The 23,265-nt window shown below is 64.5% G+C and carries 14 protein-coding genes; 12 read left to right on the forward strand and 2 right to left on the reverse strand.

Going from position 1 to position 23,265, the window contains the following annotated elements:
- Positions 1-69: 69 nt before the first annotated feature.
- The 6 genes from ACZXDY_RS21100 to ACZXDY_RS21125 all read left to right on the forward strand — a co-directional run bounded on the left by ACZXDY_RS21100 (position 70) and on the right by ACZXDY_RS21125 (position 10,746).
- Positions 70-1,155 carry a malate/lactate/ureidoglycolate dehydrogenase gene (locus ACZXDY_RS21100; RefSeq protein WP_464346807.1) on the forward strand — a complete coding sequence of 362 codons (1,086 nt, stop codon included), beginning with the start codon at positions 70-72 and terminating at the stop codon, positions 1,153-1,155.
- Positions 1,156-1,287: 132 nt separating this feature from the next.
- Positions 1,288-2,067 carry an HpcH/HpaI aldolase family protein gene (locus ACZXDY_RS21105; protein ID WP_028168640.1) on the forward strand — a complete coding sequence of 260 codons (780 nt, stop codon included), beginning with the start codon at positions 1,288-1,290 and terminating at the stop codon, positions 2,065-2,067.
- 183 nt (positions 2,068-2,250) lie between these two features.
- Positions 2,251-3,774 (forward strand): UxaA family hydrolase, encoded by a 1,524-nt coding sequence (locus tag ACZXDY_RS21110; RefSeq protein ID WP_464346808.1) that lies wholly within the window; start codon positions 2,251-2,253, stop codon positions 3,772-3,774.
- A 235-nt stretch (positions 3,775-4,009) separates the two neighbouring features.
- Positions 4,010-7,273 (forward strand): transglutaminase family protein, encoded by a 3,264-nt coding sequence (locus ACZXDY_RS21115; RefSeq protein ID WP_464346809.1) that lies wholly within the window; start codon positions 4,010-4,012, stop codon positions 7,271-7,273.
- Positions 7,274-7,348: 75 nt separating this feature from the next.
- Positions 7,349-9,871, forward strand: coding sequence for a circularly permuted type 2 ATP-grasp protein (locus ACZXDY_RS21120; RefSeq protein WP_464346810.1), 2,523 nt, complete (start codon positions 7,349-7,351; stop codon positions 9,869-9,871).
- Complete coding sequence (locus ACZXDY_RS21125) at positions 9,868-10,746, forward strand: transglutaminase family protein (protein ID WP_028167192.1); 879 nt, start codon at positions 9,868-9,870, stop codon at positions 10,744-10,746. The genes ACZXDY_RS21120 and ACZXDY_RS21125 overlap by 4 nt, the downstream gene beginning before the upstream one ends.
- 112 nt (positions 10,747-10,858) lie before the next feature.
- Here the strand turns inward: ACZXDY_RS21125 and ACZXDY_RS21130 are convergent, their stop codons facing one another.
- Positions 10,859-11,848, reverse strand: a complete 990-nt coding sequence (locus ACZXDY_RS21130) for a helix-turn-helix domain-containing protein (protein ID WP_464346811.1) — start codon at positions 11,846-11,848, stop codon at positions 10,859-10,861.
- A 445-nt stretch (positions 11,849-12,293) separates the two neighbouring features.
- Between ACZXDY_RS21130 and ACZXDY_RS21135 the strand changes: the two genes are divergently transcribed.
- Both ACZXDY_RS21135 and ACZXDY_RS21140 read left to right on the forward strand, forming a co-directional pair.
- Positions 12,294-13,286 carry a formylglycine-generating enzyme family protein gene (locus tag ACZXDY_RS21135; protein WP_464346812.1) on the forward strand — a complete coding sequence of 331 codons (993 nt, stop codon included), beginning with the start codon at positions 12,294-12,296 and terminating at the stop codon, positions 13,284-13,286.
- A 181-nt stretch (positions 13,287-13,467) separates the two neighbouring features.
- Positions 13,468-14,676: a sensor histidine kinase gene (locus ACZXDY_RS21140; protein WP_464346813.1), complete on the forward strand. Its 1,209-nt coding sequence runs from the start codon at positions 13,468-13,470 to the stop codon at positions 14,674-14,676.
- Here ACZXDY_RS21140 and ACZXDY_RS21145 read toward each other — a convergent pair whose 3' ends face one another.
- The gene (locus ACZXDY_RS21145; RefSeq protein ID WP_464346814.1) at positions 14,677-16,425 is read right to left on the reverse strand and encodes a methyl-accepting chemotaxis protein; all 1,749 of its coding nucleotides are present in this window, start codon (positions 16,423-16,425) and stop codon (positions 14,677-14,679) included.
- A 213-nt stretch (positions 16,426-16,638) separates the two neighbouring features.
- Between ACZXDY_RS21145 and ACZXDY_RS21150 the strand changes: the two genes are divergently transcribed.
- The 4 genes from ACZXDY_RS21150 (at position 16,639) to ACZXDY_RS21165 (ending at position 23,230) form a co-directional block, all read left to right on the forward strand.
- A complete protein-coding gene (locus ACZXDY_RS21150) occupies positions 16,639-18,021 on the forward strand; it encodes an ethanolamine ammonia-lyase subunit EutB (RefSeq protein WP_464346815.1) in 1,383 nt (460 codons plus the stop codon).
- A gap of 141 nt (positions 18,022-18,162) precedes the next feature.
- Positions 18,163-19,749 carry a B12-binding domain-containing radical SAM protein gene (locus tag ACZXDY_RS21155; protein WP_028167187.1) on the forward strand — a complete coding sequence of 529 codons (1,587 nt, stop codon included), beginning with the start codon at positions 18,163-18,165 and terminating at the stop codon, positions 19,747-19,749.
- A 6-nt stretch (positions 19,750-19,755) separates the two neighbouring features.
- Complete coding sequence (eutC, locus tag ACZXDY_RS21160) at positions 19,756-20,526, forward strand: ethanolamine ammonia-lyase subunit EutC (protein ID WP_464346816.1); 771 nt, start codon at positions 19,756-19,758, stop codon at positions 20,524-20,526.
- A 316-nt stretch (positions 20,527-20,842) separates the two neighbouring features.
- The gene (locus ACZXDY_RS21165; protein ID WP_464346817.1) at positions 20,843-23,230 is read left to right on the forward strand and encodes an efflux RND transporter permease subunit; all 2,388 of its coding nucleotides are present in this window, start codon (positions 20,843-20,845) and stop codon (positions 23,228-23,230) included.
- The last annotated feature ends 35 nt before the right edge of the window (positions 23,231-23,265 follow it).

Genomic DNA, 23,265 nt, shown 5'->3' on the forward strand with positions numbered 1-23,265 from the left:
AAGCATGATCCGGAGGAGCCGGTGTCCCGGAAGGATCATGCTCCAAACCAAGGAGCGAGTGACATATCCATGGTGACGATCAAGGTCGATAATCTCATCAATTTCGTTGCTGAAGTCTTTTCCCACGCCGAATCCTCGCCCGAAGAAGCCCGTCGCATTGCAACATATCTGACCACCGCCAATCTCACCGGGCACGACAGCCACGGCGTGATCCGCGTGCCCGTCTACATCCGCTGGAAGAAGATGGGCTCGGTGGTTCCGAACCAGACCGCCGAGGTCGTGGTCGATACGCCCTCGCTGGCCGTCGTCGACGGCAAGTTCGGTTACGGGCAGACCGTTACGCCGGTCGCCGTCAAGATCGGCATCGAAAAGTGCAAGAAGGCCGGGCTCGCTGCAGTTGCGCTGCGCAATGCCGGCCATATCGGCCGCGTCGGCGATTGGGCCGAGATGGCCGCCGCCGAAGGGCTGGTGTCGGTGCATTTCGTCAATGCCGCGGGCTCGCTGCTGGTCGCGCCGTTCGGCGGCGTCGAGAAGCGGCTGTCGACTGCGCCCTATTGCGTCGGTATTCCGCGCGAAGGCCAGGATCCGATCGTGCTCGATTTCGCCACCTCCGTTGTCGCCGAGGGCAAGGTCCTTGTCGCGAGCCGCGGCGGCAAGAAACTGCCTGTTGGCGCGCTGGTCGATTCCGACGGAACCTTGAGCGAGGATCCGCATGTGTTGTACGGGCCCTACACCCCGGACGGGCCGCGCGATCACACCAAGGGCACGGGCGCGATCCGTGCCTTCGGCGAGCACAAGGGCTCTGGTCTGGCGTTCATCTGCGAACTGCTCGGCGGCGCACTGACCGGAACGGGAGCGACCGCGCCGAACCGGCGTTTTGCCAATGGCATGCTGGCATTCTACGTCGATCCCAAGGTGGTCGATCCCGCCAATTTCTTCGACGGCGAAATCTCGCGCTATGTGGACTTCATTCGCGAGACCAAGCCGATCGCCGGCACCGACAAGGTGCTGATCCCCGGCGACCCCGAAAGAAAAACCCGCGCCGAGCGCACCAGGAACGGCATCCCCTTGCCTGACGACACCTGGGCGGCGATAGTGAACACCGCGCGCGAAGTCGGCGTCAGCGAAGTCAGCATCCAGCGGGCGACAAGTTAACGAGCAGCCGTCATTGCGAGCGGAGCGAAGCAATCCACATGGCCGCAAGCGGATGTATGGATTGCTTCGTCGCTATCGCTCCTCGCAATGACGGCATGGCCATGACGGTGAGAACAAGGGAAGGAAGGCAAAGTGGCGAATAACAAGGTCAAGCAAATCTGGGCGTCGGGCAAAGCCGTTGTCAACGCATGGCTGGCGATCCCGTCGGGCTTTTCGGCCGAAGTGATCGCGCAGTGCGGTTTCGACAGCGTCACCGTCGACATGCAGCACGGTGTGCAGGATTATCTGTCGATGGTGCAATGCTTCCAGGCCATGAACGGCCATCCGGTGACGCCGATGGTGCGCGTACCCTGGAACGAGCCCGGCATCATCGGCAAGGTGCTCGACGGCGGCGCTTACGGCGTGATCTGCCCGATGATCAACACGCCGCAGGAAGCGAAGAACCTCGTCTCTTATGCCAAGTATCCGCCGAAGGGCACGCGCTCGAACGGCCCGATCCGCTCCGGCATGTACGGCTCGGCCGGCACCTATCAGCAGACCGCGAACGATGAGATCGTGTTGCTGCCGATGATGGAAACCAGGACCGCGGTCGAGAACATGGAAGCGATCCTCGACGTCGAGGGCATCGACGGTGTCTATATCGGTCCGTCCGATCTCGGCTTCTCCTATGGCCTGGTGCCGAAGCTCGACCGCGACGAGCCGGAGATCCTCAAGATCTACGAGAAGATCATCAAGGAGTGCGGAAAGCGCGGCCTCAACCCCGGGATCCACTGCAGCGGCGCCGAAGGCGCGGTGCGTGCGATCAACATGGGCTTCAAGCTCGTCACGCTCTCGAACGAGAGCGGGTTGATGATGACCTACGCCAAGATGCAGGTGAACCAGACCCGCAAGGAATCTGGCGGTAAAGCGTAACGGTCTCTCTATCTCCCTCTCCCCGCTCTTCGCGGGGAGAGGGTAGGGTGAGGGGCCTCTATCCGCGAGCACTGAACTAGCAGTTGAGCGCGTGGCTTGCCCCTCACCGGATCGCATCTGCGATGCGATCCGACCTCTCCCCGTAAGAACGGGGAGAGGTGAATACGAAACAAGGAGAATCCCATGGCCCCGGCACCCGTGATCCGCCTGCATCCCGATGACAGCGTGCTGATCGCGCGCGCGAGCTTGCCGCCCGGGCTTGAGGTCGCGAGCGGCGTCATCACCACCGACCGCATTCCGGCCGGCCACAAGGTCGCGATCAAGCCGATCGCCGAAGGCGAGCCGATCAAGCGCTATGGCCAGATCATTGGCTTTGCCACCGTGCCGATCGCGCCGGGGCAGCATGTGCACACCCAGAATTGCGGCATGGGCGATTTCGCCAAGGACTATGCCTATGGCGTCGACGTGAAGCCGGTGCCCAATTTCGATCTGCCGGCGACCTTCGACGGCATCCGCCGTCCAGATGGCCGCGTGGCTACGCGCAACTATATCGGCATCCTCACCTCGGTAAATTGCAGCGCCCATGTCGCTAGCCTCGTCGCCGACGTCTTCAAGAAGAATCCGTTCACCGGCGACAATCCGCTGGCCGATTTCCCGAATGTCGATGGCGTGGTCGCACTGACCCACAAGACCGGTTGCGGCATGACGCAGGACGAGCCGCTGGCGCTGCTTCGCCGCACGCTCGGCGGCTATGCGCGGCATGCGAATTTCTCCGCCGTGATCGTGCTCGGCCTCGGCTGCGAAGTGAACCAGATCGGCGGCCTGATGCAGGAGCAGAAGCTCGCCGGCCGCCTGCGCGCGATGGACATCCAGGAAGTCGGCGGCACCCGCAAGACCGTGGAAGCCGGCGTCGCCTTCGTGCGCGAAGCACTCGCCGACGCCAACAAGGTCAAGCGCGAGAAGGTCGCAGCGAGCGAGCTCACGGTGGCGCTGCAATGCGGCGGCTCCGACGGCTATTCCGGCGTCTCCGCCAATCCCGCACTCGGCGCTGCCAGCGATCTCCTCGTGCGGCACGGCGGCACCGTGATCTTGTCCGAGACTCCGGAGACGTATGGCGCCGAACATCTTTTGACGCGCCGCGCCGTCAGCCGCGAGGTCGGCGAGAAGCTGGTCGGCCTGATGCGCTGGTGGGAAGAATATACGCAGCGCGAAGGCGCCGAGATGAACGCCAATCCGAGCCCCGGCAACAAGGCCGGCGGCCTCACCACGATCCTCGAAAAGTCGCTCGGCGCGATGGCCAAGGCCGGCAGCACCAATCTGGTCGACGTGCTGCATTACGCCGAGCCGGTGACCAAGCGTGGTTTCGTGTTCATGGATACGCCCGGCTACGACCCGGTCGCGGCGACCGGGCAGGTTGCGGGCGGCGCCAATCTCGTCTGCTTCACCACCGGCCGCGGCAGCGTGTTCGGCTGCAAGCCCGCGCCGTCGATCAAGCTCGCCACCAACACGCCCATGTACAAGCGCATGGAAGACGACATGGACGTCAATTGCGGCACCATCCTCGACGGCGATGAGACCGTGCAGGAATGCGGCCAGCGCATTTTTGATCTCATGCTGAAGACGGCATCCGGCCAGCCCACCAAGAGCGAGAGTTTTGACTTTGGCGGCGCCGAATTCGCGCCGTGGGTCTTGGGCGCGACGATGTAGCCTCCGTCGTCCCGGGCTTGACCCGGGACCCATACCGCTTGATCTCCGTTGTGGCGCGAGCAAGCGGTTACAGCTTCGTGCATCACTAAACCCTGTGGTTATGGGTCCCGGGTCAAGCCCGGGACGACTCGGGGTTAGAGCGCGCCGAGACGATAGGCAGCCGTGCCCGTTGTTAGTGCTTGCTGTCGGCCGGAACCAGTGTTCTGCTCAAAAAAGCTGCTGGAGTCCGCCATCCGTGTCGATCTTCGTCGCACTGCATCACGTCACGCATTACAAGTACGACCGACCGATCGACCTCGGGCCTCAGACCATTCGCCTGCGTCCGGCGCCGCATACGCGCACGCCGATCCTGAGCTATTCGCTCAAGGTCACGCCAGCCAATCACTTCGTGAACTGGCAGCAGGACCCGCAGGGCAATTGGCTGGCGCGGCTGGTGTTTCCGGAGAAGGCGACTGAGCTGAAGATCGAGGTTGATTTCACGGCGCAGATGACCGTGATCAATCCGTTTGACTTCTTCGTCGAGTCCTACGCCACCTCCTATCCGTTCCAATACACCAATGATCTCAAGAACGAGCTTGCGCCCTATCTTGCAACGATCGAGCCCGGGCCGCTGCTCGCAGCCTACCTGAAGGAGATTCCACGCGAGGCCGACAGCACCGTCAATTTCCTGGTCGACCTCAACGCGAAGCTGCGAGAGAAAATCAGCTATCTCATCCGCATGGAGCCGGGCGTGCAGACGCCGGAGGAGACGCTGGCCGCCGGCGCGGGCTCCTGCCGTGACTCGGCATGGCTGCTGATCCAGATTCTGCGCCATCTCGGTTTCGCCGCGCGCTTCGTCTCCGGCTATCTGATCCAGCTTCGTCCCGACATCGATCCGGTCGAGGGACCGCGCGAGGTCGAGAACGATTTCACGGACCTACATGCCTGGGCCGAAGTCTATCTGCCCGGCGCTGGGTGGATCGGCTTCGACGTCACCTCGGGTATGCTGACGGGCGAGGGGCACATTCCCGTTGCGGCCACGCCGCACTACCGCTCGGCGGCGCCGATCTCCGGCACCGCCGGCTTCGCCAATGTCGATTTCGCATTCGAGATGAGCGTCAAGCGCATCCGCGAAGCGCCACGGATCACACGTCCGTTCTCGGATGAATCCTGGGCGCGGCTCGATGCGCTCGGCGAACAGGTCGATATCGACTTGAGGACGGAAGACGTGCGGCTCACCATGGGCGGCGAGCCGACCTTCGTCTCCGTCGATGATCTCGAAGCGCCGGAATGGAACATCGCCGCGGTCGGTCCGACCAAGCGTGCACTCGCCGATGATCTGATCCGCCGTCTGCGCGATCGTTTCGCACCGGGCGGTCTGCTGCACTACGGCCAGGGCAAATGGTATCCGGGCGAAAGCCTGCCGCGCTGGGCCTTCGGCCTCTACTGGCGCAAGGACGGCGTGCCGATCTGGAAGAATGCCGATCTGATCGCGAAGATCGAAAACCCGTACAAGGCCGAGATCAAAGACGCCGAGCGCTTCGCCGTGACCATGGCGCAGAAGCTCGCGCTGGCGACCGACTACGTCATGCCCGCCTTCGAGGATCCCGCCTTTTGGCTTCAGCGCGAAGCCGCGCTTCCCGCCAATGTCAGCCCTGCGAACTCGAAACTGTCCGATCCGGAAGAGCGCGCGCGTCTGGCGCGGGTGTTTGATCAGGGATTGACGACGCCAAAAGGATATGTGCTCCCGATCCAGCGCTTCAGTCCGCTCGCCGGTGTTCGCGCCCGCTGGCGCAGCGAGCACTGGAAGCTCCGGCGCAGCCACCTGTTCCTGTCGCCGGGCGACTCCCCGCTCGGCCTGCGGCTGCCGATCTCTTCGCTCGAATACATCCCGCCGGAAGATTATCCCTACACCATCGAGATCGATCCGATGGCGCCGCGTGGCGGCCTGCCGGATTTCGACGAAGAATTGAAGCGCCTGCTCGAAGACCTCCCGGAGCCGCAGCCGGTGCGCACCGCGATGTCGATCGAAATCCGCGACGGCACCTTGTGCGCCTTCATGCCGCCGGTCGAGAAGGTCGAGGACTATCTCGAATTGGTGACCGCGATCGAGGCGACCGCCGAAGAATTGCAGATGCACGTGCATATCGAGGGTTACGCGCCGCCGTTCGATCCCCGCATCGAGGTGATCAAGGTCACGCCCGATCCCGGCGTGATCGAGATCAACATCCAGCCGGCACAAAGCTGGCGCGAGGCGGTCGATATCACCTTCGGCCTCTACGAGGACGCCGCGAAAGTGCGGCTCGGTGCCAACCGTTTCCTGATCGATGGGCGCCACACCGGCACCGGTGGCGGCAACCACATTGTGGTCGGTGGCAGCAATCCGGAGGATTCGCCGTTCCTGCGCCGGCCAGATCTGCTCAAGAGCCTCGTGCTGTATTGGCAGCGGCATCCGTCGCTGTCCTATCTGTTCTCAGGCATGTTCATCGGCCCGACCAGCCAGGCGCCGCGCATCGATGAAGCGCGCCATGACGGGCTCTATGAACTCGAGATCGCGCTCGCCCATGTGCCGCCGGCGGGCGTGGAAGCGCCGCTGTGGCTGGCGGACCGGCTGTTCCGGCACATCCTGGTCGACATCACCGGCAACACGCATCGCGCCGAGATCTGCATAGACAAGCTCTATTCGCCCGATGGCCCGACCGGCCGGCTCGGCCTGGTCGAATTCCGCGCGCTCGAAATGCCGCCTGATCCCAGGATGTCGCTGGCGCAGCAGCTCCTGGTCCGCGCGCTGATCGCAAAACTCTGGCGCGAGCCGCAGCAGGGCAAATTCGTGCGCTGGGGCACCACGCTGCATGACCGCTTCATGCTGCCGCATTTCCTTTGGGAAGATTTTTTGGACGTGCTCGCCGATCTCGGGCGCTCCGGCTACGAGTTCTCGCCGGAATGGTACGCCGCGCAACTTGAGTTCCGCTTTCCCGCGTTCGGCCGCGTCCATCATGGCGGCGTCGCGCTGGAACTGCGGCAGGCGCTCGAGCCTTGGCATGTGCTGGGCGAGGAGGGGTCCGCAGGCGGCACCGTCCGCTATGTCGATTCCTCGGTCGAGCGGCTGCAGGTCAAGGCATCTGGCTTTGTCGAGGGCCGTCACGTCGTCACCTGCAACGGCAGGCGGATGCCGATGACGGCGACCGGACGTTCAGGCGAGGCGGTCGCCGGCGTCCGCTTCAAGGCCTGGCAGCCGGCCTCCGGCCTGCATCCGACCGTCCCGGTGCATGCGCCGCTGACCTTTGACCTGATCGACACCTGGAACGGCCGCTCGCTCGGCGGCTGCGTCTACCATGTCGCCCATCCCGGCGGCCGCACTTACGAGACCAAGCCGGTCAATTCCTACGAGGCCGAGGCGCGGCGGCTGGCCCGCTTCCAGGACCACGGCCACACCCCCGGCAGGATCGAGCCGCCGCCGGAAGAACGCACAATTGAATTCCCGCTGACCCTCGACTTGCGGACGCCGCTCCTGCATTGATTGCACCATAGCGTTTTCGAGCGAAGTGGGTACCGGTTCGCGTGAAGAAAACGCGTCAAACGCAGAGCGTCGGGAATGACCGGATCGGTCGGCAACAATCAGGAGAACAAGGCCCGCCCGGCCCAGCGCCGCATGGCGCAGTGGTCGCGCGACTATGCGCGGCTGCCCGGCATTCCCGATGAATATATCGGCCCGGATGGCACCCCGCGCCCGGTTTGGACCCGTTTTTTCGACGCCTTTGCCGCGCTTTCGCCGGCCGAGATCGAGCGCCGCTTCGCCGCCGCCGACCGGCATTTGCGCGACGCCGGCGTCACCTATCGCGCACCCGGCGAAACGTCTGACCGGCTGTGGCCGCTCAGCCACCTGCCGCTGATCATCGATGATGCCGACTGGCAACAACTCGTTGCCGGCATCACGCAGCGCGCGCAACTGCTCGAGATGATCCTGCGCGATATCTATGGCGATGGTCGCCTTGTCACCGATGGCGCGATCCCCGCCGCCGCGATTGCGGGCAGCAGCGAATATCTGCGCGCCGTCAGCGGCATCAAGCCGGCGGGCGGGCGCTACCTCCATCTTTATGCCGCCGATGTCGGTCGCGGCCCTGACGGCCGCTGGTGGGTGCTCGGCGACCGTACGCAGGCGCCGTCGGGCGCGGGTTACGCGCTGGAAAACCGTCTGGTGCTCTCTCGCGCTTTCTCCGGCCTTTACAAGTCGATGAATGTCGAGCGCGTCGCGCCGTTCTTCGAAGCGTTTCGCGATGGCCTGCGCGCCAGCGCCGACCGCGACGAGCCGCGCATCGGCCTGTTGACGCCGGGCTCGTTCAACGAGACCTATTTCGAGCATGCGACGCTGGCGCGCTATCTCGGTTTCCTGCTGGTCGAAGGCGACGATCTCGCCGTCAGCGGCGACCGCGTCCATATCCGCACCGTGGCGGGGCTGAAGCGGCTCGACGTGCTGTTGCGGCGGGTCGATTCCAACTGGCTCGATCCGCTCGAACTCAACGCCTCCTCGCATCTCGGCGTGCCCGGCCTGATCGAGGTGCTGCGCAAGGGCGGTGTGGTGATCGCCAACATGCCCGGTTCGGGTGTGCTTGAAGCACGGGCGCTGCTCGGTTTCCTGCCGAGCCTCTGCCGCCGCCTGCTCGGCGAAGAACTGGAAATGCCGCATATCGCGACCTGGTGGTGCGGCCAGAAGGCGGCGCGCGAACAGGTGCTGTCGCGGCTCGATGATTTCGCCATCGAAAGCGCCTATGGCCGGGGTGTGCCGGGTTTTGCCAGCCATGGCCCCGTGCTCGCGGGCGAACTGTCGCCGAGCGAACGCGAGCGGCTGCGGAATGCGATCGTCGAACGCGGCATCGACTATGTCGGCCAGGAACTGGTGCGGCTGTCGACCACGCCGGTGTGGGAGAACGGCCAGCTCACGCCGCGGCCCTTTGTGCTGCGCGTCTTCGCCGCGGCCACGCCGCACGGCTGGACGATCCTGCCCGGCGGCTTCTGCCGGATCGCCGAACAGCCTGACGCCCGCGCGGTGTCGATGGGCGACGGCGCGCGCGCCGCGGATGTCTGGGTGGTGTCGGAAAAAGCGGTCTCGACCGCGAGCCTGTTGCCTGCCGGCGATACGGTGCGCATCCGCCGCATCGCCGGCGTATTGCCGAGCCGTGCCGCCGACAATCTGTTCTGGCTCGGCCGCTATCTCGAACGCGCCGAAGCGACGCTGCGCTTGATCCGCGCGCTCGGCTCGCCGATGCGCGATCCCGCGAGGTCGAATCCGAGCAGCACGTCCAACCTGCATTCGGTCGAGCGCATCCAGCGCATGCTGGTGGCCTGGGGCGCGAGCTCGCAGACGGCGCGCGCGAACTTGGCCAAGGTCGCCGCCGAGGCCTTGCAGAGCGAGGAGCGCTTTGGTTCGGCATTGTCGCTGGTCCGCTCGGCGCAGCGCACCGCCACCTCGCTGCGCGAACGTCTGTCGCCGGACGCCTGGCAGGTCGTCACCGAGATGGTGGACCGGCTCGGCGAGGAGGTCGAGGATGACGATGGCGTCATCAGCGCGGCCGAGTTGACGCTGCAGGAACTGGCGAGCTTTGCGGGACTTGCGCAGGAGAACATGAACCGCGCCGCAGGCTGGCGCTTCCTCGACATGGGCCGCCGTGCCGAGCGCGCCATCAACACCACCCGTTTCGCGCGGCAGTTCGCCTATGACGAGGCTGGTGACGAAGACCTCGACATCCTGCTGACGCTCGTCGATTGTCAGATCACCTATCGCTCGCGCTATTTGGTGACGCCGCTCCTCGCGCCGGTGCGCGATCTCGCGGTGCTCGACCCCTATAACCCGCGCTCGGTCGCATTCCAGGTCGAAAGCCTCAACGAACACATCGCGGCACTGCCGAGCCTAAAGGAATACGGCATGATCGAGCGTCCGCAGCGGCTTGCGGTCGCGCTGCAGGCGATGCTGGCGACGGCGGAAGCGACGACCCTTGATGTCAAGACGCTGTTCTCGCTGGAGCAGGACCTGCTCAATCTCGCCGATGCCATCGGGCTGCATTATTTCCCGCACGGGCCCAATGCGAGCCGGCCGGAGAAGCTGACGGGCCTCGCGTGATCTACGATATCAGGCACGTCACGACCTACTCCTACGAAAGCCCGGTGAGCGTCGCGCGATGCTCGCTGCGGCTCGAGCCGCAAAGCGGCAGCGGGCAGCAACTGATTTCCCACAGCGTCGAGATCAGGCCGCGGCCCGCGGAGCGTACGGCGCGGCGCGACTTCTTCGGCACCTTGACCGAGAGCATCCTGATCGAGACCGCGCATCGCAATCTGCGCATCGACTCGCGCTCGCGCGTCTCGGTCTCGCGGCATGCGCCCGGCCGCACTGCGCCGAGCCCGTCCTGGGAGAGCGTGCGCGACATCGCGTTCGAGGCGACGAGTCTCGGACCATCCTCGCCGGTCGGCTATGTCTTTGCGAGCGCGCTGGTGCCGGTGCTCGCCCCGCTCACGGCCTACGCGTCCGCAAGCTTTCCAAGAGGAGGCGGCATCGTTGCCGGTGCCGCCGACCTGATGCGCCGCATCCGCAGCGACTTCAGATATGATTCCAAGGCCACCGTGATCTCGACGCCGCTGACGGAAGTGTTCGAGAAACGCCACGGCGTCTGCCAGGACTTTGCCCATGTGATGATCGCAGGGCTCCGCGGCCTCGGCCTGCCGGCGGCCTATGTCAGCGGCTATTTGCGCACCATCCCGCCGCCGGGACAGCCGCGCCTGCAGGGGGCTGACGCGACCCATGCCTGGGTTTCGGCGTGGTGCGGCGCCGAGCTCGGCTGGATCGGCTTTGATCCGACCAACGATCTCCTGGTCGAGAACGATCACATCATCCTCGCGGTGGGCCGCGATTTCTCCGACGTCTCGCCGGTCGACGGCATCATCGTCGGCTCGCGCAAGCAGAAGCTGAACGTCTCCGTCGACGTGCTGCTGGTGGAGTGACGCCGTCACGCGCATCGCATCCTGCCGTAGCCCGGGTTCTTTCTTCGATGTCGATACAGTTGTCCCGGGTTGCGCTGCGCTCCACCCGGGCTACGGATTTGCTGCGAATGGCTCAACGAAATGCGGCGGCGGACGGCGGCAGTGCGCTGGCGCGCTTGCCGCGCAGCGTTTCGGATGGGTACTCGCCGAACAGGTTCCTGTAATATTGCGCGAACCGTCCGAGCTCGATGAAGCCCTGCTGCATCGCGACTTCGCCGACGGTGACCTCTCCGGGCGCGCTTTCCCGTAGCATGGAATGGATGGCGCAAAGGCGCTTGTGGCGCAGGAATGTCACGGGGCCGATGCCGAACACGTCGTGAAAGGCACGGTGAAGTCCGCGCCGCGACAGCCTGAATTCGGCGCAGATCTCGGAGATATGCACCGGCCTTGGGCCCACTCTATCGAGATAGTCCTCGACGCGGCGAACGAGATTCATCGCCGACGGCAGATAGCCGCTGTCATCAGGCGGCAGCGAATTGACGATCGTACCCGTCATGCAGTCGACGATGGCGCGCTTCCAGAATTCGGCCGCATCATCCGAAAGCACCGCCTCGTGCCGGGCGAGACTTGAAACGATCTGGGGCAGGCGGCGGGCCGCGACCATGCCGATCGCATCGCTCGTGCGATAGTAGCTCTTTTCCAGCCAATGGGCGGGATCGCTGAGCCGCGCGTCGCCGCCGAACACGGAGCCGAGATGAGCGAGATCGAGTCGGACCGCTGCATAAGTGGATGCGCCGTGGAAGATCCCATCATGCTCGACCAGCGGCGGGATCACCAGGACGTCGGACGGACGCATGTCGAACGACCAGTGCGTGACACGGTCTTCGGCATCAAGCAGCATTCCAACGATCAGCCGGTCATCGGTCGAGATGCGCTGCGTGCGCAGGCCGAGATTGAACGAGCCGATGCTCAGCGAGAAATCCCCGATGCCGACATGAGACAGGGTCCCGCGCATCCTGCCACGTCCGATCTGCATGACGTCGACATGGCTGCCCTTGACGCCCTGATGCATGCCCTCGAAGCCATCGAGGTTGGAGATGTTCACCGAAAGATGTTGCGCCATCTTCGCTTCCCCCACGCACGCTGGGGCAGTGCCGGTCCCGGCAACAAGCCGGAGGACGGTGAAGTTCCTGCCACACCAGGACACCGATTGTCCTGCCGATTCGGGTTTCGCGATGGCGGTTGTGCGGCGGTAATTTTTCTCTCGATTTTCGCGAACGCGTTTTACCAACCGCAGGAGATCGGCCGGGTTCGCGTGGCGGCTGTAAGCAAGCTTGCCGAAAATTGGCACAGTCTGCACATCACAGGCCTGCGGAGTTGGTCTATCCTTTGGTCCACAACCAGAGCAGGCACGTGATGAGGTCGTGTTGGACCGCGTCGCAGGCCACGGGAGCGGCTGCGCTCACGGCAGCTCTCGCACACGACAAGAAGAGGGGCTCACCTGTTGTTGCCGCTGGGCTGGCGGCGCTTGAACCGGAAGGGGCGCGACACCGCGCAAAGCTGGCGCCATGTTTCGGGCAGAGACCGAGTGCAGCAACTATCAGCCGGATGATATCAGGACCGAGGACATGGTCTGGATTCCCGGCGGCACGTTCAGGATGGGATCGGATCATCACTACCCCGAAGAAGCGCCATCGCATCGCGTGACGGTCGGCGGTTTCTGGATCGACCGAACCCCCGTTACCAATTGGCAGTTTCGCGAATTCGTGCTCGCCACCGGCTACATCACTGCGGCGGAGATTCCGCCCGGTCCCGCGAACGATCCTGATGCACCGCCGGACATGCGCCAGGCAGGCTCGCTCGTCTTCACGGCGCCGCGGCGGGTGCGCGATCTGCGCGACACCAGCCAGTGGTGGACGTTCATGCCTGGGGCCAACTGGCGCCATCCATACGGCCCCAAGACCCACATCTACGTGCTCGGCAGTCATCCGGTCGTGCACATCACTTACGCCGACGCATTGGCTTACGCGAAATGGGTCGGAAAGGAATTGCCGACGGAAGCGGAGTGGGAATTTGCCGCGCGCGGCGGGCTCGAGGATGAGGAATACGCCTGGGGCAACGCCCTGATGCCCGGCGGCGTCCACATGGCCAATACCTGGCAAGGCAATTTCCCGGTGCAGAATCTCTGCGAGGACGGCTATGACCGTACTTCGCCGGTGACGGCGTTCCCGCCGAACGGCTATGGCGTCCACGACATGATCGGCAACGTCTGGGAGTGGACAACCGATTGGTGGTCGGCACACCACGAGGCCGACGCGCAGCACGGCGTCCCGCATAATCCCGTCGGTGGCCGCAAGGAGGCCAGCTACGATCCGGCGCGCGCGCGGGCCCGCATCCCACGCAAGGTGCTCAAGGGCGGTTCGCATCTTTCCGCGCCGAATTACAGCCGCCGCTATCGTCCCGCTGCGCGGCACCCGGAGGCGGTTGATGCCTCCACGAGCCACGTCGGCTTCCGGTGTGTGTTGCGGTCACCCGTTTCCCCGTCTCGCCATCATTCATGATGCGCGGTCATCCTGTAGGTTGCACACCGCTGAGCGCGCGACCGAGCTAGGAAAGCGTCGTTGAATCGGTTCCGTTGATCGGAACAAGTCTGTGCTTCCAGCAGTTGGCCTACTTGGCAGCAGGGGAGGCGTGGCGTCGAATACTGCAAATGCGAGGCCGGGGGGCGAACCAGCGGCCGTCATGTTGTTCCCGCAGCCGGCGCTGCAACTGGTCTATGACACGGCGCCGATCGGGCTTGCATGCCTGTCTCCAGACTGCCGGTATCTGCAGATCAATCAACGTCTTACCGAGATATGCGGATTGTCCGTCGAATATCATCTCGGACGCTCCGTCAGGGATTGCGTGCCTGCGCTGGCCGACTCGGTCGAGCAGATCGTGCAGTCGATCATGGAGACCGGCGAACCGGTGATCGGCGTCGAAGTCGCCGGTCAACGGGCCGATCAGGTCGATGAGCGTTTCTGGGTGACGTATTGGCACCCGTTGCGTGCGCCGAGCGGCCAGATCGTCGCCATCAACGTCGCGGCGGAGGAGATCACCGAGCGCAAGCGCAGCGAACAGGCGCTTCGGCAGGCCCGCGACGCGGCCGAGGCCGCGCTGCAAGATCTGCGAGAGGCCCAGGCTTCGCTGGTTGAAGCCGAGAAGCTTGCTGCGCTTGGCCGGATGGTCGCGGGCGTTGCCCACGAGGTCAACAATCCCGTCGGCATCAGCCTGACGGTTGCTTCGTCGCTTCAGCGCAGGACCGAGCGCTTTGCGGCCGAAGCCGCGCGCGGCGGGCTCCGCCGTTCGACGCTGACCGAGTTCGTCGACGCGATCAACGATGCATCGCACCAGCTTGTCACGAACCTCAATCGCGCGGCCGAACTGGTGAGCGCGTTCAAGCAGGTCGCAGCCGACGACGATCAATCCGAACGACGCGAATTCGATGTTGGTGAATTGACGGGACGGATCCTGTCGAACCTGCGTCCCGAGTTTCAGGAGCGCGGCATCTCATTGAATGCATGGTGCGAGCCAAATCTTCGGATCAACAGCCATCCCGGTCCTTACGGGCAGGTCCTGACGAATCTGGCGTTCAATGTCATTGCGCACGCGTTTCCGGACGGCCGCCGTGGTGCCGTCGATCTGACCGTGCGCGCCGCGGGAGCCGATCATGTCGAGGTGGTGTTCGCCGACAACGGCTCAGGGATGAGCGCCGGGACCAGGCGTCGGGCGTTCGATCCCTTCTTCACGACCCGCCGCCACGAAGGCGCGACCGGCCTTGGCCTGCACATCGTCCACAACATCGTGACCGAGCGCCTGGGAGGACGGATCAGGCTGGATAGCAAGGTGGGCAGCGGCACACGCATTCAACTGCTGTTGCCCAGAATTGTGGGCGAGCAAAGCGCGAATTGATCAGGCGCTCTTGCGCGCGCCCTTGACCGGATCGGCGCGCAAATTACGAAAGAATTTCTCGACCTCGCGCGACAGCGTCTCCGCCGTCGCGGTCAAATCACCGGAGGCGGCAAGCACGGATTCGGCCGCAACGGATGTCTTTCCCATCGCTTCGCTGAGCGAGCCGATATTGACCACGAGCGTATCATTGCCTTGCGCGGCCGCCTGCGCATTGATCGAGATTTCGCGCGTCGCGGCATCCTGCTCGCCGACGGCGCTTGCGATATTCGATGTCACGGCGTTGATCTCGCGGACGGCATTGCCGATCTCGCGCACCGCCTCGACCGAATTGCGCGTCGAGGCCTGGATCATGCCGATATTCTCGCCGATGTCGACGGTGGCTTTCGCCGTCTGTTCCGCCAGCGCCTTGACCTCATGGGCAACGACGGCAAAGCCGCGGCCGGCGTCACCGGCGCGGGCGGCCTCGATGGTGGCGTTGAGCGCGAGCAGGTTGGTCTGCTCGGCGATCGCTCGGATCAGCGTGAGCACGCCGTCGATGCGCTGGGTCGCGGCGGCAAGTCCTTCGATCTCGGCGACCGATTTGTCGGTGCGTTGGCCGGCCTGTTCGACCGCGCCGGCGGACTGGCGGACCTGGCGGCCGATCTCCTGCACCGAGGCCGACAGTTCTTCGGCGGCGCTGGCGACCGCGGAGACATTGCCCGCGGCCTGCGTGGTGGCGCCGGCGGCCGTCACCGCGCGATCGCTGGCATCCGATGCGACGCTGGCAATGGCCTGCGCGGTATCGCGCATCGAGGCTGCATTGTCGTTGACTGCGCGCAGCACGGCGCCGATCGCCTCGCGGAACGCTTCCACAGAGGCTTCGATGTGCCTGGAGCGCTCGTCGCGTGCCTGCGATTCCTGCAGCACCTGGGAATTGAGGTTGCGGTTGCGCTGCATCGCCTCCCGGAAGATCTCGATCGCACGCGCCAGCGCCCCGATCTCGTCGCCGCGCCCAGTGTGGGGAACTGCGACGTTCTCCTCGCCTGCCGCGACCTGCCTGATCGTGGTGGTGATCGCGGAAAGCGGGCGGACGACCGAGCGCGAAATGATCAGGACGCCGAGCACCACCAGAACCAGCGCCAGGCCGCCGAGGCCGGTCAGCACCAGCGCCATGGTGCGGTTGGCGTCGGTCTCCTGCGCCAGCTTCCTGCTGCGTTCGGCATAGACCTTCGACAGCGCCTCCAGATCCTTGTTCAGCGCCGTGCGCACGTCACGGTTGGCGTCATTGTCGCCCCATTCGCGGCCCGCGGCGGCGCCGATCTCGACGCCACGGCGCGCGAGCTCCTTGCGAAAGTCGACGAACTGCTCGATGCGCTTCTTGAAATTGGCGAACTGCTCGGCATCGTCGGCCTGGACGATCTGCTCCCAGTTCTTGACCAAGGCGAGGATGCGCTCGTTGAACTTGAGCAGCCCATCGCCGTATTTCTTCACCGTGGCCGGATCCGTCGACATGTAGATGCCGCGGGATTCCATCACCGCCGCATAGACGAGCGAATTGACCCGCTCGACATTCAGCGCCGCGCGGCTCGCCGTCTCCACGGCCTCCGTGAGCTCTGCGTTCCGGCGGCTGTTGTGGTCGGACAGGAAGGTGATGGCCGCGGTCAGCACCGCGAACAGTGCAAAGATCGCATACAGCTTGGCAGCGAGGGAACGCCGGGACGCCATGGCGCGGACAGGGATGGGGCGGGGAGAGGTTATGATTTCAGCCATTCGGGGCACTCCAGATGGGCCGGGGAGCACCAACGGCCGGTAAAATCATCCTGAATTTTGGTGGACAATTTCTTAATGCGCGAAGTTTCCCGCATTGCATCCGGTGGCGAGGTAGCCCAGGTGGGACCGGGCCGGATAGCCGGTCGGCACCGGTTCTTGCATGGTGATAGACTGTTGATCCAATGAAGCGCGGCCGGCGCGCGGGAATCCCTCATGGTCTATCGCCACGTCATCGGTGCCACCTCTTACGTATTCGGCGATCTGCGCGACCTGCTCGCCAAGGCCACGCCGCCGCGCTCCGGCGACCGCCTTGCCGGGATCGCGGCCGGAAGTGCGCAGGAGACGATCGCGGCGCGGGTCGCGCTCGCCGATGTGCCGCTGAAGCAGTTCCTGAACGAGGCGGTCATCCCCTACGAGGACGACGAGGTCACCCGCCTGATCCTCGACACCCATGATGCCGCAGCCTTTGCCGTCATCTCGTCACTGACCGTCGGTGGCTTTCGCGACTGGCTGTTGTCGGATGCCGCGAGCACCGATGCGCTGCAGAAGCTGTCCCGCGGCATCACGCCGGAAATGGCGGCCGCAGTGTCGAAACTGATGCGCAACCAGGACCTGATCCTGGCTGCGAAGAAATGCGAGGTGACGACCCGCTTCCGCAACACCATCGGGTTGCGCGGCCAGATGAGCACGCGGCTGCAGCCCAACCATCCCTTTGACGACGTCAGGGGCATCACCGCCTCGATCCTCGATGGCCTCCTGCTCGGATCGGGCGACGCCTGCATCGGCATCAATCCGGCGAGCGACGATCCCAATGTCATCGGCGGCCTGCTCAGGCTGCTTGACGACATCATCACGCGCCTTTCGGTCCCGACCCAGGGTTGCGTACTGACCCATGTGACGACAACCTTGGGGCTGATCGGGCAGGGCCTGCCGGTCGATCTGGTATTCCAGTCGATCGCCGGAACGGAAGCCGCCAACCGCAGCTTCGGTGTCGATCTTGCGCTGCTCGGCGAAGCGCGCGAGGCGGGACTGTCGCTCCGCCGCGGCACGGTCGGTGACAACGTCATGTATTTCGAGACCGGGCAGGGCTCGGCGCTGTCGGCGGGCGCCCATCACGGCGTCGACCAGCAGACCTGCGAGGCTAGAGCCTATGCGGTCGCCCGTGCTTTCGATCCTTTGCTCGTGAACAGCGTGGTCGGCTTTATCGGCCCGGAATATCTCTATGACGGCAAGGAAATCATTCGCGCGGGCCTCGAGGATCATTTCTGCGGCAAGCTGCTCGGCCTGCCGCTCGGCGTCGACGTCTGCTACACCAACCACGCCGAGGCCGACCAGGACGACATGGACAATCTCCTGACGCTGCTGGCCGCGGCCGGTGTCACCTTCATCATGGGGGTACCTGGCGCCGACGATGTCATGCTGAACTACCAGTCGACGTCGTTCCACGACGCGCTCTATATCCGGGACGTCTTCGGTCTCAAGCGGGCGCCCGAATTCGACGACTGGCTGCTCCGCGCCGGGCTCGCGGGAAACGACTTCCGGCTTACCGATCGTGCAGGGCTGCTGCCCGAATTTGCCTCGCGGCTGATCGCCTGAAACTCGGCGTTCCCTCTCGCAGTGCTCTTTGGCAACGAGCCGTTCCCTGCCCGTGTGCGCTGCCACAATCTTGAAGAATTTCTGGCCCAGCGTTCGATGCCGTGCTTACATTTGGTTTAGGCTCGTCTTGAGGAAGTTTTGATGAGAGCTGAGGGCATCGAGACGGCGCGACGCATCCTCTGCGTCTTCCCGCGCTACACATCGGCGTTCGGTACGTTCGAATACGCCTATCCCTTGACCGACGGCGTCAAGGCTTTCATGCCGCCACAGGGGCTGTTGCTGATCGCCGCCTATCTGCCGGAAAACTGGCAGGTCCGCTTCATCGACGAGAACATCCGTCCCGCCAGCAAGGCAGATTTCGAGTGGGCGGAGGCGGTGTTCGTCAGCGGCATGCACATCCAGCGCCACCACATGAACGACATTTGCCGTCGGGCGCATGCCTTCGATCTTGCCGTCGCCCTTGGCGGCCCCTCAGTCAGCGCCTGCCCGGACTACTATCCGTCGTTCGACTATCTCCACGTCGGCGAGCTCGGCGACGCCACCAATGAATTGATCGCGCGGCTCGCCCGCGATCCGTCGCGCCCACCTGAGCAGGTGGTTCTGAAGACCATGGACCGTGTGCCGATGACGGAGTTCCCGATCCCGGCCTACGAGCTTGCGGAGACACGACGCTATTTCCTCGGCAGCATCCAGTTCTCCAGCGGCTGCCCCTATCAGTGCGAGTTCTGCGATATCCCCGGCCTCTACGGCCGCAACCCGCGCCTGAAGACGCCGCAACAGATCATCGCCGAGCTCGACCGATTGCGCGAATGCGGCATGACCGACACGGTCTATTTCGTCGACGACAATTTCATCGGCAACCGCAAGGCAACACTGGACTTGTTGCCGCATCTGATCGAGTGGCAGAAGAAGACCGGTTACGTCGTCCGGCTCGCCTGCGAGGCGACGCTGAACATCGCCAAGCGCCCCGAGATCCTCGAGAAGATGCGCGAAGCCTACTTCGTCACCATCTTCTGCGGTATCGAGACGCCCGATCCCGACGCGCTGAAGGCGATGCACAAGGACCACAACATGATGGTCCCGATCCTCGAAGGCGTTCAGACCATCAATTCCTACGGCATGGAGGTCGTCTCCGGCATCATCATGGGCCTGGACACCGACAAGCCCGAGACCGCGGACGCGCTGCTTGCTTTCGTCGATGAATCCCGGATTCCGCTATTGACGATCAACCTGCTGCAGGCGCTGCCGAAGACGCCGCTCTGGGATCGGCTCGAACGCGAGGGACGGCTGGTCGAGGACGACAGCCGCGACTCCAACGTCGAGTTCCTTTTGCCCTATGATGAGGTCATCAGCTCCTGGAAGCGGTGCATGGAGGTGGCCTACGAGCCCGAAAAGCTGTTCGCGCGCTACGAGCACCAATGCGACTACACCTACGCCCACCGCGTGAAGGTGCCTGTCAGCCCGGAAAGGAAGAGCTGGGCCAATATCAAGCGCGGGTTGATCATGCTGCGCAACATCTTCTGGCAGGTCGGCGTGCTCGGCGACTACAGGCGGACGTTCTGGAAGTTCGCGCTCGGGCGGCTTCGCCGCGGCGACATCGAGGGGTTGATCGCATCTTCGATGATCGCGCATCACCTGATCACGTTCGCGCGTGCGGCCTCGAGCGGCCAGCAGAACGCGTCGAACTATTCGATCCGGCTGCGCGAAGCTTCCGTGCCCGCCGAGTAGCCTGAAATGAAGCCACCGGCGCAGCCGCCCCTTTCGCTGACGCGCCTGCGGGCATTGACGCCGGCGCGCGTCGGGCTCGGCCGTTCCGGCTCCAGCCTGCCGACCGAGGCGCTGCTGAGCTTCACGCTCGACCATGCCCGTGCGCGCGATGCCGTTCATGCGGCTTTCGATCTCAATGGCCTCATTGCGGGATTGAACGAACTCGGCCTGCAGCCGATTCAGGTATCGAGCCAGGCGGGCGATCGCCGCGACTACCTCAGGCGTCCCGACCTGGGACGCATGCTCGATCCCGAATCGCGGCGCGCCTTGGAGAGCCACGGCAGCACGCCCAGCCAACTCGCTCTTGTGATCGGCGATGGCCTGTCGCCGACCGCGGTCAATGTCCATGCGGTCGAACTGGTACGCCATCTATTGCCGCAGCTTGCGGCCGGCCGGATTGATATCGGCGGGACCGTGATCGCGTCGGGCGCGCGGGTTGCGCTGGGCGACGAAATCGGCGCGCTTCTCAACGCGCGCATGGTCCTGGTGCTGATTGGCGAGCGGCCCGGCCTGTCCGCGCCCGACAGCCTCGGCGCTTACCTGACCTTCGCGCCGCGGATCGGCCGCACCGATGCGGAACGCAACTGCATCTCCAACATTCACCGCGCGGGCCTCACCTACGCGGAAGCGGCATACCGAATCGCGTGGCTGGTCCGCGAGGGACTGAGCCGCGAAGTCACCGGCGTTGCCTTGAAGGACGAGAGCGGAGGCATTCCGCCGCAGCTCGGCGCGTCCTGAGCTGACGATCGGGGAGGCGGGACCGGCCTTCCGAAAAGATCACGTTCGAACAAAGAGATGAGAGCGGGACTGCTTCAGTCCGATCCGTTCGTGCGCTGTGACAAATCAGATACTTAATGGCGATTTTTGTACCGCACACGCTGATTTGACCTCTCCCTTGTGCTTGCGAGGCGCCGGAGGGGCCTGTAAAACCGGCGACGGTCAATACTTCCGTATTTTCAAGGGCTAGCCCCGATTGGAAGCGACCGTAGAGCGTTGTGCACGCCCGGAAAACCCAAGCTAGACAATTCGCGCCGATTTCAGAACTGGACAGGGCATGCTCGAAAAGAATTCCGAAAGTCAGGTCCACGTCGGAAAGGTCGAGGAGCCGCCGCAGGGGGCCAGTATCGCTTTCGGGCTGGAGCGCATCGGGCTGATCGCGGTCAAGGCGCCGGTCGTCTCGCTGATCGTCCTGGTCGCGCTGATGATCGCGGCCGTGTTCGGCGTCCAGCGAATCAAGATCGACGATTCGCTGTCGCAACTGTTCCGTTCCAACACCAAGGACTACAAGCAATATGAGGAGGTGACGAAGCGCTTCCCGGCGACCGAGTTCGACGTGCTGGTCGTGGTCGAGGGCAAGACGCTGCTGGCGCGCGACAACCTCGAGAAATTGCGCGACATGGTCACCGACCTGCAACTGGTCGACGGGGTGCGCGGCCTGATCTCGCTGTTCTCGGCGCGGCAGGCGCCGGAGCCCGGCAAACTGCCGGCGGCGCTATTCCCCAATGAACTGCCGGAAGGCGCCGCCTACGACAAGTTCGTCGAGACGGTGAAATCCAACGAGATCATTCGCGGCAAGCTGTTGTCGGAGGACGGTACGCTGGCCCTGGTCGTGCTGTCGCTCGATCCCGAAGTGGTCTCGAGCAATAAGCTGACCACAGCAGTCGGCGAGATCCGCAAGGTGATGGCCGACGATCTCTCCGGCAGCGGCCTCAATGCCCAGCTCTCCGGCGTGCCGGTGATGCAGCTCGAGATCCGCAACGCGGTCGAACGCGACGGGTTGACCTACAACGTCCTCGGCATCCTTGCCGGCTGCATCATCGCGATCATCTTCTTCCGCAAGATCTCCTTCATGGTGGTGGCGGCATTCCCGCCGATGATCGCGATCCTGCTCGCGCTCGGCGCCCTCGGCTGGGCCAATTTCAATCTCAACATGTTCCTGAACGTGATGACGCCGCTCATCATGGTGATCAGCTTCTCCGACTCGATGCAGCTCACCTTCGCGGCGCGCGACCGGCTGATCGCAGGGCAGGACAAATTGAGCGCGTTCACCAATGCCGTGCGGGTGGTGGGGCCGGCCTGCGTGCTGACGCACGCGACCGCCGGCATTTCCTTTATCGCGCTGCAGTTCTCCGATTCCGACCTGATCCGCAAATTCGGCGAGGCGGGCTTGGCCGCCACCATCATCGCGCTGCTCGCGGTGTTGTCGCTGGTGCCGGTATTCGGCGTATTGTTCGTGCGCAACGAGCGCATCTTCGCGGTCAAGTTCCAGAGCGCCGATGCCGGCGTGCAGGCGCTGCGCAATTTCTGCTACTGGATCGCGGTCCGCATGGTCAGCCGGCCCGGGCTGTTCAGCCTGGTCGCGCTGATCTTCGTCGGCGGGCTCGGCATCATCTATGCCAATCTCGAGCCGCGCTATCGGCTGGCCGACCAGGTGCCGAACAAGCAGCAGGCGGTCGAGGCCAGCAATCGGCTTGACGCCAAGCTGACCGGCGCCAATCCGATCGACGTCCTGATCGAATTCCCGAAGGGCGCTTCGCTCTACGCGCCCGAGACCTTGAAGGTGATCGCTGAGGTTCACTCCACGGTCGAAGGCGCGGCCGGCGTCGGCAACGTCTGGTCGCTGGAAACGCTGCGCCGCTGGCTCGCCGAGAAGGCGGGTGCAACCGACGTGGCGACGCTGAAGGAATATGTCAGCGTCATCCCCGAACATCTGGTGCGGCGCTTCATCTCCGCAAATCAGGATGCCGTGGTGGTGTCCGGTCGCGTGCCCGATCTCGATTCAAGCGAGATCCTGCCGGTGGTCGACAAGCTCGATCACGCGCTCGACAAGGCGCGCGCCGAACATCCCGGCTACGAGATCGCCGTCACCGGGCTGTCGGCGATCGCCGCGCGCAACAGCGCCAGCATGATCGAGAAGCTCAACCACGGGCTGACGATCGAGTTCGCCCTGGTCGCGATCTTCATCGGGCTCGCCTTCCGCTCCGTCGTCGTGATGTTCTCCTGCATCCTGCCGGGCATCTTCCCGGTGGTGCTGTCGGGCACGGTGTTGTGGCTGCTCGGCGAAGGCCTGCAGTTTGCGAGCGTGGTGGCGCTGACGGTATCGTTCGGCCTCGGCCTCTCCGCGACCATCCACTTCCTCAATCGCTTGAGGCTCGAGCGCAAGCCCGGCATCAGCGCCGCGCTCGCGGTGGAGCGCGCGACCGTGCTGGTCGGACCCGCGCTGATCCTGACCACGGTGGTGCTGGCCTGCGGCCTGGTGGTGACCGTGTTCTCCGACCTGCCGTCGCTGCGCCTGTTCGGCTGGCTCTCCGCCTTCTCGATGATCGCAGCCCTCGTCGCCGACCTCTTCATCCTCCGGCCGACCGCAATGTTCCTGATCAACCTGTCGGAGAAATTGCGCGGCACCGCCACGCCACCGCCGCAGGCGAAGGCTGCGGAGTGATGCAGTAACTGTAGCCCGGGTGGAGCGCCAGCGTA

This window comes from Bradyrhizobium sp. LeoB3 (assembly GCF_055456055.1).